Source organism: Nostoc sp. DedSLP03 (assembly GCF_034530815.1).
In the GTDB taxonomy this organism is placed as follows: domain Bacteria; phylum Cyanobacteriota; class Cyanobacteriia; order Cyanobacteriales; family Nostocaceae; genus Nostoc.
In genome coordinates this window covers 37,714-47,667 of sequence record NZ_JAVRCK010000069.1, presented here as the reverse complement: position 1 = coordinate 47,667, position 9,954 = coordinate 37,714, and the positions used below count along the sequence as shown (strand labels likewise).

At 40.6% G+C, this 9,954-nt stretch carries 8 protein-coding genes; 4 read left to right on the top strand and 4 right to left on the bottom strand.

Translation table 11 applies throughout. The features are described 5' to 3' along the window. Nucleotides 1–297: 297 nt before the first annotated feature. Both RM368_RS27120 and RM368_RS27115 read right to left on the bottom strand, forming a co-directional pair. A complete protein-coding gene (locus RM368_RS27120) occupies nt 298–1,356 on the bottom strand; it encodes a zinc-dependent dehydrogenase (protein ID WP_322696921.1) in 1,059 nt (352 codons plus the stop codon). 108 nt (nt 1,357–1,464) lie between these two features. Beyond that, complete coding sequence (locus RM368_RS27115; RefSeq protein ID WP_322696917.1) at nt 1,465–2,511, bottom strand: M50 family metallopeptidase; 1,047 nt, start codon at nt 2,509–2,511, stop codon at nt 1,465–1,467. Between the two features lie 199 nt (nt 2,512–2,710). On the opposite strand from RM368_RS27115, the gene RM368_RS27110 reads away from it, so the two are divergent. Then, complete coding sequence (locus RM368_RS27110; protein WP_322696916.1) at nt 2,711–4,480, top strand: FAD-dependent oxidoreductase; 1,770 nt, start codon at nt 2,711–2,713, stop codon at nt 4,478–4,480. Nucleotides 4,481–4,587: 107 nt separating this feature from the next. Then, a complete protein-coding gene (gene patX / locus RM368_RS27105; RefSeq protein WP_322696915.1) occupies nt 4,588–4,815 on the top strand; it encodes a heterocyst-inhibiting protein PatX in 228 nt (75 codons plus the stop codon). A 1,089-nt stretch (nt 4,816–5,904) separates the two neighbouring features. Here the strand turns inward: patX and RM368_RS27100 are convergent. Continuing rightward, a complete protein-coding gene (locus RM368_RS27100) occupies nt 5,905–6,804 on the bottom strand; it encodes a ferritin-like domain-containing protein (RefSeq protein WP_322696914.1) in 900 nt (299 codons plus the stop codon). A 396-nt stretch (nt 6,805–7,200) separates the two neighbouring features. Between RM368_RS27100 and RM368_RS27095 the strand changes: the two genes are divergently transcribed. Beyond that, a complete protein-coding gene (locus tag RM368_RS27095; protein WP_322677020.1) occupies nt 7,201–7,401 on the top strand; it encodes a hypothetical protein in 201 nt (66 codons plus the stop codon). Between the two features lie 114 nt (nt 7,402–7,515). On the opposite strand, the gene glnA is transcribed toward RM368_RS27095, so the two are convergent. Beyond that, a complete protein-coding gene (glnA, locus tag RM368_RS27090) occupies nt 7,516–8,940 on the bottom strand; it encodes a type I glutamate--ammonia ligase (protein WP_322677021.1) in 1,425 nt (474 codons plus the stop codon). A gap of 358 nt (nt 8,941–9,298) precedes the next feature. Here glnA and apcB point away from each other — a divergent pair, with 358 nt between their 5' ends. Then, a complete protein-coding gene (apcB, locus tag RM368_RS27085; protein WP_322696913.1) occupies nt 9,299–9,808 on the top strand; it encodes an allophycocyanin subunit beta in 510 nt (169 codons plus the stop codon). The last annotated feature ends 146 nt before the right edge of the window (nt 9,809–9,954 follow it).

Below are 9,954 nucleotides of genomic sequence, written 5' to 3'. Positions count from 1 at the left end.
GTACATAAATACTATTAATTAGTGATCGCGCTGTGCCAGTTGCGTAAGTCCTGTTTTAAAAATCTAGTTTTAACAAATTCTGTGGGTTTAAGTCCCCCGCTTCTATCAAGCAGCAAGTTTTGCGGTGGGGTTAAAATCCCCATTGCAAAACTTACAGCAGAATTCGGAAGTCAGAATTCAGAAGTAAAACAGGCTTTATACTTGGCTTTGAGACGCGAGCTTGTGTACCTCACTAACTTGAAATCTGCTGTAATTACGAATTACGAATTACGAATTATTTAACACTCTTTTATCTCCCTAATCTTCCTTTTGCGGATAAATTAAGATTTTATAAGTATCCGGTGTGGGTGCGATCGCAACTTCCACGGCTGCTGATAAATCTTTTAATGGATAGCGATCGCTAATCAACGCTTTTACATCAATTCGCTGATTAAACACAATATCGGCTGATAAATTCTGAAGCCGATAAGATGAGCTATAACTTCCTATCAAGTCAATTTCTCGACGGTAGAGAATATTGGGGTTAATGGGAATTTCCACTTCATCAGGAAATTCGGCGAAAAACAAGATTTTACCGCCTTTGCGGGTACTATCAAGTGCTTGAAAGAAAGCTTTCTCACTCGGAACCGCCAGCAGGGTGACATCAACGCCTAGTCCACCAGTTAAGGCATGAATTTTGGCAGATAAATCGGGATCGCGAGCATCAAAAGCCGCCTCTGCACCGACACTCAAGGCTTTATCAATTCTAGAAGGTAGTAAATCAGTAGCGATCGCTTTTGCTCCAAAATACTTCACCAACATAATGAACATTAACCCAATTGGCCCAGCACCAGTAACTAACACAGTTTGTCCTGGAGCAATTTGAGCTTTTCTCACTGCCTTCAAACAGCAGTTAGTTGGTTCTACAAAACTGGCTTCTTCAAAACTGATGTTATCCGGGATGGAAATTAACCCACCGTTTTCCACAATATGTCCAGGTACTTTGACATAATCGGCAAAACCGCCACCACTGGCGTTAAAGCCTGCGGTAGTGGAAATGTTTTTGTAAACATCGCACATGGAGAAATTATCATTTAGGCAATAGGCGCAACGCATACAAGGGATGTGGTGCATCACTGCTACCCGTTGTCCAACTTGCCAACCTTTGACATTATTGCCTACTGCTGCGATCGTACCGGCAGTTTCATGTCCAAAAATGCGCGGTGGTTCATACAGAGGATAACGAATTTTTTTTATATCTGACTGACACAACCCCACAACCCGCACCTGTACCAGAACTTCATCTGGTTCCACAGTTGGAACTGGGATATCTTCGTAAGAAAGTTGATTAACGCCTCTAAATACCTGTGCTTTCACGTTGGTTTTTCCCCGCTCAACGATACTAGATGTAGCATTAGTGGTCAACGTTAGGCTATCATACCTGTGATTTTTGTGTGTTGGCTTGTTTTAAGCAAAATTTGTAATTTATATAAAATAATTAATTTCTTTTTGTATCCTTAGTAAAATGCGGGGAGCAGCACCAACTTGTTTAGCTTTTTTTAACCAATCTTTGACCTGATTTTCATTACCTAAAAAATAATCTGCTTTAGCAATGTAGCAACAACTACATGCGATATCAATAAAATCGTTACCTGCCTTTGTCAAAGGTAAAAGCATTTGTTTACCTTCACTATATCTACCTAATTCTATTAATATAGCCCCTCTACTTCCTTGAATAGTTTTAATATCACCAGCTAATGCTAGTGCTTGAGCAGACCAAGTATCAGCTTTTTGCAAATATTGAATTTGTTCATGCTCAATAACAATCGAAACTAAAATATCAAGGATATATAGTTTATCTCTTACGATCAGACAATCTTTGATTACAATTGCCTCCAATAATTCAATTACTCGACTAAAGTTTCTTTTTTCAAATTCTACTTGAGCTTCATATAGCATTTGCAATATTTTTAAGTCGTTATTAAAAAACCCAATCAAAGAATCATTTTTATTAATTGTGTATCTAGTCAAACCTAACTTTTTTTGAATAAACTGTTCATTAGTTTTAGTTAAAACATCAAGTACTTGTTTCCCATCTGTTGAATGCTTTTGTCCGTATTTAGTTAATTCTAATGGTAAAAGATTATTAATGATTAGGAAAAGCTCAAAACCAATGAAAAACTCTAGAATATCTAGATATTTTATAAATATATGATGAAAAATACTCAGATTGTAAATACTAATAACTAATATAAATAACAAACAATTAATCATCGTCCCAGCTAAATATATAAATATCAGCTTAGGTTTGATTTTATGCAAATTTAAATTAGATATATAAGTTATACCGCCACTTGGAAGAATATAAAACTCAATTATACAATTAGACAATTTAAAATATATTATTCTTTTTCCAGTTCCAATTTTCACTGAGTATGGATTAAACCCAATCATTTTAGCTGCCATAAAATGTCCCATTTCGTGACAAGAGATAGAAAAATAAGCCCATATATAAATTAATAAAAGTTCCATTTTAATCACAAGTTACTCTTGATTTATTAGTATTCCCAAATAATTCATGATTTTTTTCGGTAAAAATACGATAAATAGATAATAAATTTGACACTGTTAATTATTTAATCATTAGCTAATACCAACATTAGACAATAATAAAATACTTATACAATCGGATAAATTCTCATGTATCTCGTCAAAAATACGTAAATTATTTATGGCTAATAAAACATACACAGCTGATGTTTTAGTTGTTGGTGGAGGAACCGGAGGAACTGCGGCTGCTATCCAAGCGGCACGACGGGGAGCCAAAACCATTTTGGTGAGTGAATTTCCTTGGTTGGGAGGAATGCTAACTTCGGCTGGTGTATCTGTACCCGATGGCAATGAATTAGAATCCTTTCAAACGGGGTTATGGGGTGCGTTTTTGCAGGAATTGCGACAACGACAGCCTGGAGGATTGGATAACAGTTGGGTAAGCTTTTTTAGTTACGATCCCCGAATTGGAGCAGAGATTTTTGCAGATTGGGTGCAGGAATTGCCCAATTTACATTGGATTTCTGGACAAGTGCCTTTAGAGGTATTTCGACAAGGTGATTTGATTACTGGTGTCCGCTTTGCTGATTTTGCTGTCACAGCCAAGATTATTCTTGATGGCACAGAATTAGGAGATTTATTAGCTTTAGCTGACATACCTTACCGTTGGGGTTGGGAATTGCAATCAGAGTGGGGAGAACCCAGTGCCCCAGTCACTTTTAACTCTTTAACTCAGAAATATCCTGTGCAAGCGCCCACTTATGTAGTGATTATGCAGGACTTTGGTGAAGCGATTGCACCAGAGATTCCATCTGCGCCTAACTATAATCCATCACAGTTTACTGGTGCTTGGGATGGCTATGGAGCAGAAACATTTTTAAATTATGGACGTTTGCCCGGTGGTCTGTTTATGATGAATTGGCCAATCTGTGGCAATGACTACGGCGAAGGGGTAGGGCGATTGATAGAGTCAGATGTATCCAGAGGTGAATTCATCCAAGAATCTCGCTGGCACAGCCAAAATTTTGCTCATTTCATCCAAAAACAGCTTGGTCGTCGCTATGGTTTAGCAGAAAAAGTATTTCCTCACACTTCTACAGCTTTTGCACTGCATCCCTATTACCGGGAAAGCCGCCGCTTGGTGGGGCTAACTACTGTCCGAGAACAGGATATTTTACCGATCGCAAAAGGTAGAGTTGCATCTATATTTAATGATGCGTTCGCCTTTGGCGTTTGCACAGCGATCGCAGTTGGTAATTACGCCAATGACCATCATTATCCTGGTGTACAATTCCCACTGCAACCTAAATCCATCCGCTGGGGAGGGCGTTGGACTGGAACTCCTTTTACAATTCCCTACAGTTGTCTAATTCCAGCCACAACAGATGGTTTCTTGGTTTGTGAAAAGAATATTTCTGTCTCCCACATTGCCAATGGCGCTACCAGATTACAACCTGTGGTTATGGGCATTGGTCAAGCAGCAGGGATGGCGGCGGCGATATGTGTTGAATTAAACTGCCAGCCGAGGGATTTACCTATCAGAAAGCTGCAAACGGCTTTATTAGAAGATAATCGCTCAAAAGCGCTAATTATTCCTTTGTTTAATCTTCCCCCCAATCGTTCGGATTGGCGGCACTGGCAACTGTATTACTTAGATAACCCACAAGCCTATCCAATTAGTGGCGATTGCCCTGACTCTGCTTTTGACAAAGCATTAATTCAGGAAAGTAACTGTTTCAAAGGGATTTTTTACCGCTTGGAACAGCAGGAATATAGATTCACTGTCACAGCCCCAGCAGCATATCAAGGGCAAAATTGGCAGCTAGTGACTTTGCGATCGCATATCGACGAGCAATTACGCGCTTATCCCCACGAACAATTAGTTACATTGTGGGGTCGTTACAATCACTCTGGTAATTGGTTCTTAGTCGAACATTTAAATGGTGGATAAGAAGAGTTTATTTTCAGTAAAACAGAATACTTTTTGATGAATTGTCCGGATATTAATCAAAAAGCTAAGTATCAGTGAAGTGGAGAGTTCCAAAATAGACATTTGCTATGCGTGCTGCCATTTCACTTTTAGTCTCGAGTCTGGTGTTCGGCCCCTTAGCTTTTAACTGCCAAGCAATGGTCAATCACTTATCAACAGGGCTGTCTTCCCCGCCTACTTCGTCACGCTGGCTCTCGGCGGCATCTGAACAAGCTTCAGATGATGCGCCACGTCATCGCGGTAGTGGGCGCAGAGAAGTGACAAAAAAAGTCCGAACTATCTATGCTGTGGTTTAACTACTGTAAGGTAATGCCTCTTTTCCCAAAAGAACAGAATTACCAGAAAACAGAATGTTGTGCTAACGTCTTTTACACAGCTTTTCTGGCAAAGATATACACAGTTGACACACGAAAGTCTTTAGCGATCGCTTAGTATTTCAATTGCAAACTTTGTATATATATAGTAGTTGGTCTCAATCCTGCCGATCAAAAAGCAAATCAAATTAAGTGCTTTGATTGATAGCATTACCAACTCCTCAAAAGCTCTACAACTGTTGCTTCTTTTCGGTGGAAAGCTTTGCATCTCAATCCTCAACAGCTCCAGAAATAGATGTTACTTAGGCTATGAGTTAATCTAAAGCACATCTAATTCAGACATTTTGCTTGTTGAAGAAACAGCCTTAGGGCAACTTCACTTTATTCCCCAATAAATTTTCTTCTCATACATCCAGTAGCCGATTATCTACATAAGCAAGTAACCGATCTTCGCTCTGACATCTGTTTAGCGTCTTTTGCCGAAGCATAAAATCCCTTTCGTTTCATTTCTTGCTTATCTAGCGTATGGATTAGCAGCAAGTAGTATAGGTTTATTACACTTGCTAACAAATCTACTAATGTAAACCTACTTTTGTTCCTTAGTTTGTTCTCCTCGTAGATAGCTCCCGACAAGATAAGTGTTAAGAAGGATCTGCCAAATCATCTTAGTCTTTTTAATTATTTTACACCCAAGGCCAGATGCAAAAATTTGCATTTGGCCTTTTTATATGAATTTTTTTTAAAGAAACGTGAGTTCGACAAGTCTTATTTGACCTCTTCCTCCACCCCTCTCCGTGTCGGAGAGGAAAGCAAAAAGCTGAATTTTTCGTTGCTCCTCCCTTTGGATTTCGGGGAGGGAGGCTGGGAGAAAGAGATTCATCGAACTCCTAAGAAATAAGGCAGGAGGCAGGAGGCAGAAGGCAGAAGGAAAGAGGGTTTGACTTGTTTCTTTCGCCCTTCCCGCAGGTGCGCCTTCCTTGGAGACTCACGTTAAAGAAAAAGGAGTGGGAGAGATGAGGGAGAAAAACTATTAATTATTTCAATGCCCCATACCCAATCCCCCATGCCCTTTTACACCGTTGTTTTCTTGCGGTTACTTTCTGTACCCTGGATGCCGTTGAGGAACATTGGCACAAACTTCTCAATGAATGTCTGTGGATCTCGCTGCCAAGCCTTTTGTGCAGCTTGAATCCTAGTAAATTGCAACTCCGGCGCTAGCAAAGTCTGGGGTAAGCGTTCCATCAGGTATTGGGGACGTTGCCAAAGCGGCATAGTATTTGCCACTTCCACCAAGTTGGCAACTCGCCGTAGTTCTGCACCCAAGGTGATATCCATCCCTGATTCAAATGCAGCTTGTTCAATTGCAGTATATTTTCGCTTGGCTTGTTCTACTTTTTGCTGATGTTCTGGACTCTTACGTGCAAGTTCTCCTAGCCAACGATTACCCCAGCGAACGTGTCCTGCTTCCTCTGGGAGAATTTTTTCAATAGTTTCCCGAATTTTGATGTTTTCTTCTGTTTGCGGTGCTTGTTTAAGCGCATGAATGTGGGCAGAGAAATACTCACAGCCCCGTTTTTCCGTGACGTTAATTGCGGCAAGGGAAGAAATCACAAAATCTTCAAGGTTTTGGACTGGATCTTGTTGTTCGCGATCGAGTAGGCGTTCAAATTCATTGATATAGGAAGAACCGGGAGGATTACCAATATCTGCTCCCAGGTCTGTCAACAAGTCAGTTAGCCACATGGCATGACGAGCTTCATCTGAGATGTGATGAGACAAATCCCGCACTAGTTGGCGTGGCTGTCCGTTCAGTTGTTCAATTAGCTCTGTGAGGTCTTTGCAACTGCGTTGTTCGCTGTAACGGTAGCGGTTGAGGGTAATGAGATGAATTTCGCGATCGCATACCACTCGTTTCAATATATCTCTCGCACTCAAAACATTTTGAAATTTGCGTGGGTAGGTAACTGTCATAACTTATGTAAAGTTTTGTAAATCTTTCTTTAATGCTAACTTAATTTTTTTCAACTGTTGTATCTATGCCGCTTCACCGAAGAAAACAGTAAAAATTACAAAAATTAGTCACTTTTAAACTTAAGTGTCAGACCTTTTAAATGTAAATAAAAGTAACGAATAAGTGTTCTGTCTTGAGAGAGGTGTGTTTTTTCAGGTGAGACAAACCTGAAGCCAGATGATTTTACCCCTCAAAGGTGGCTTAGGGGTTTTTCTAGCTTTGGGAAAAAATATCTGATATTGTCAGCAAAGGCAAATATAAATTTTTAAAACAGTAGCTTATGTTACAGAATTTTTGCTATAGTAGTTTCAGGAAAACAAAAATTATATATTCACAAAATAGAGAGGGCTATGGTTATGTCTATCGCAGATAAGTCTCGGGCGTTAATGGCGCGTGAACATCAGCAAGTTAAGAATCGCCAACAATCAATGCTGATGCGGGCTGCACAAGAACTTGGTCTTCCTGAAGAAGCATCTCACTACTGGAACCCAATTCAAGGGAAGGTAGATGCTAACACTCGGATGATTTATGGGCCGAGTCATGCTTCCATGAGCTAAGTTTTAAGGTTGATTTTTTGAGTGAATATCTCAGCCGACAACTCTAAAAAAAGCCACCCTTTATCTAGGGTGGCAAAACTTACTTGTTACTTTTTAGTTAGATACGACTCTTAATTAAGCATCGTAATAGAGGTAAAACTCGTAAGGATGAGGCCGCAGCTGCAACTGTTTGACTTCGTTACCTAGTTTGTAGTCAATCCAATTTTCGATAAAGTCTTCCGTGAAGACGCCTGATTCGGTCAAAAAGGCGTGATCTTTTTCCAGTGCTTGCAGAGCCAGTTCTAAAGAACCTGGAGTTGAAGGAACCTTTGCTAGTTCTTCTGGAGAGAGTTCATAGATATTCTTATCTAAGGGTTCACCAGGATGGATTTTGTTCTTGATGCCATCAAGACCAGCACAAAGCATTGCAGCAAATGCCAAATAGGGGTTAGATGTAGCATCTGGACAACGGAATTCCAAACGTTTGGCTTTGGGGTTAGTACCAGATAGAGGAATACGGATAGAAGCAGAACGGTTCCCTTGGGAGTAAGCCAAGTTAACAGGAGCTTCATAACCAGGTACTAGGCGCTTGTACGAGTTGGTGCTAGGGTTGGTGATTGCCAACAGCGCTGGTGCGTGTTTGAGAAGACCACCAATGTAGTACAAGCCCATATCGCTCAAACCAGCATACTTATCACCTGCAAATAGAGGCTGGCCGTCTTTCCAAATGGACTGGTGACAGTGCATTCCCGAACCGTTATCGCCAAAAATTGGTTTGGGCATGAAGGTAACGGTTTTGCCGTATTTTTTGGCAACGTTCTTGATGACATATTTGTAAATCATCAACCAGTCAGCCGCTTCGATCAACTTACCAAAACGAAAACCTAGTTCGCACTGACCACCAGTAGCAACTTCGTGGTGATGCTTTTCAATGGGTACACCTAATTGTGCCATCGTCAACAGCATCTCTGTACGGATATCTTGGAAAGAATCCGTCGGTGAAACTGGGAAGTAACCTTCTTTGAAGCGAGGTTTGTAGCCCAAGTTGGGTTTGTTATCTGTACCAGCTTTACCGGAATTCCAAGCACCTTCTTCGGAGTCTAAGAAGTAGTAGCCTTCGTTGGCGGTTTGGGCAAACCTAGCATTGTCAAAGATAAAGAACTCAGCTTCAGGACCAAAGAAGGCTGTATCACCAAGACCAGTAGAAACCAGGTAATCTATAGCTTTTTGGGCAATAACACGTGGGCAACGGTTGTACCATTCACCCGTGCGGGGTTCTTTGATACTACAAATTATACTTAGCGTTGGTACTTCCATGAATGGGTCGATCCAAGCAGTGTTGGGGTCGAGTACCATCGTCATGTCCGATTCGTTGATCGCTTTCCAACCCCGGATGCTGGAACCGTCAAACGGTACGCCATCAGTGAATGCAGTCTCATCGATTTGGTTCTGGTACAGTGTGAGGTGCTGCCAAGTCCCTACTGTATCGATGAATTTGAGATCGATCAGCTGAATTTTTTGGTCTTGGATCAATTTCAAGACTTCTTGTGGTGTTGTCATTGTTACTCCTTCTCTACCAATTTTCTAAAGTAAAACCAGAATCTTACATTGCATCCTAACTCTGCCGATCTCAATCAGGCCGTGACACAGCAGAAATATCTTAAATACTAGACATTAGCTGATTTTGTAGCTTGTACTACAGATATCTGGATTATCAGGTTATATTAACCTTTCGGCGATCATCTGTACAAAACTGGAAAGTTCATCATATAGGGGTCAACTTTGGCATAGAATCCATAGATAGTGGATAGATTGTTTTTGTGCCGAATCTATTTTTAATAGCACAAAACTTTACTGGTGCATAAGTGCAGCCAAATAAATATCAAACCATAAATAGCAATGATTGGGAGAAGAAGGAATGCGCGATGCGGTAACAAGTTTAATTAAGAATTATGACCTAGCTGGTCGATATTTTGACCGGAATGCGATCGATAGCCTGAAGTCTTACTTTGATAGTGGTACAGCAAGAGTACAAGCAGCTGCGGCGATAAATTCTAATGCGGCTGGACTTGTCAAGCAAGCTGGTTTACAGTTATTTGAAGAACTGCCAGAATTGATTCGCCCTGGTGGAAATGCTTATACAACTCGTCGTTATGCAGCTTGTCTGCGCGATATGGACTACTATCTGCGCTATGCCACTTATGCGCTGGTTGCTGGGAACACCAATGTGTTGGATGAACGAGTGCTGCAAGGGCTGCGGGAAACTTACAATTCTTTAGGAGTACCTATTGGCCCTACAGTTCGCGGTATCCAGATTCTCAAGGAGCTAATTAAGGAGCAAGTAGCAGCAGCAGGTGTGGTTAATACTGTTTTTGTAGATGAACCATTCGATCACATTACACGTGAGTTGAGCGAGATAGATATTTAGCATCTAGCTCTGTTAATTAGAAATTGTGGAACTATACAAACAAAGTTCCTGTAATCTTAAATGGACTTAATACTTATCGCACTTTGGCTTTATTGGCAAGGTGCGTTTACTTTTATTAATGCAAAAAACTATTTCTTGTGTGACAA

Bases quoted from the DNA above. Each gene is read 5' to 3' on its own strand.
- RM368_RS27095 (WP_322677020.1), top strand. From the start codon at position 7,201: ATGTCTATCGCAGATAAGTCTCGGGCGTTAATGGCGCGTGAACATCAG.
- RM368_RS27110 (WP_322696916.1), top strand. From the start codon at position 2,711: ATGGCTAATAAAACATACACAGCTGATGTTTTAGTTGTTGGTGGAGGA.
- glnA (WP_322677021.1), bottom strand. From the start codon at position 8,940: ATGACAACACCACAAGAAGTCTTGAAATTGATCCAAGACCAAAAAATT.
- apcB (WP_322696913.1), top strand. From the start codon at position 9,299: ATGCGCGATGCGGTAACAAGTTTAATTAAGAATTATGACCTAGCTGGT.
- patX (WP_322696915.1), top strand. From the start codon at position 4,588: ATGCGTGCTGCCATTTCACTTTTAGTCTCGAGTCTGGTGTTCGGCCCC.
- RM368_RS27115 (WP_322696917.1), bottom strand. From the start codon at position 2,511: ATGGAACTTTTATTAATTTATATATGGGCTTATTTTTCTATCTCTTGT.
- RM368_RS27100 (WP_322696914.1), bottom strand. From the start codon at position 6,804: ATGACAGTTACCTACCCACGCAAATTTCAAAATGTTTTGAGTGCGAGA.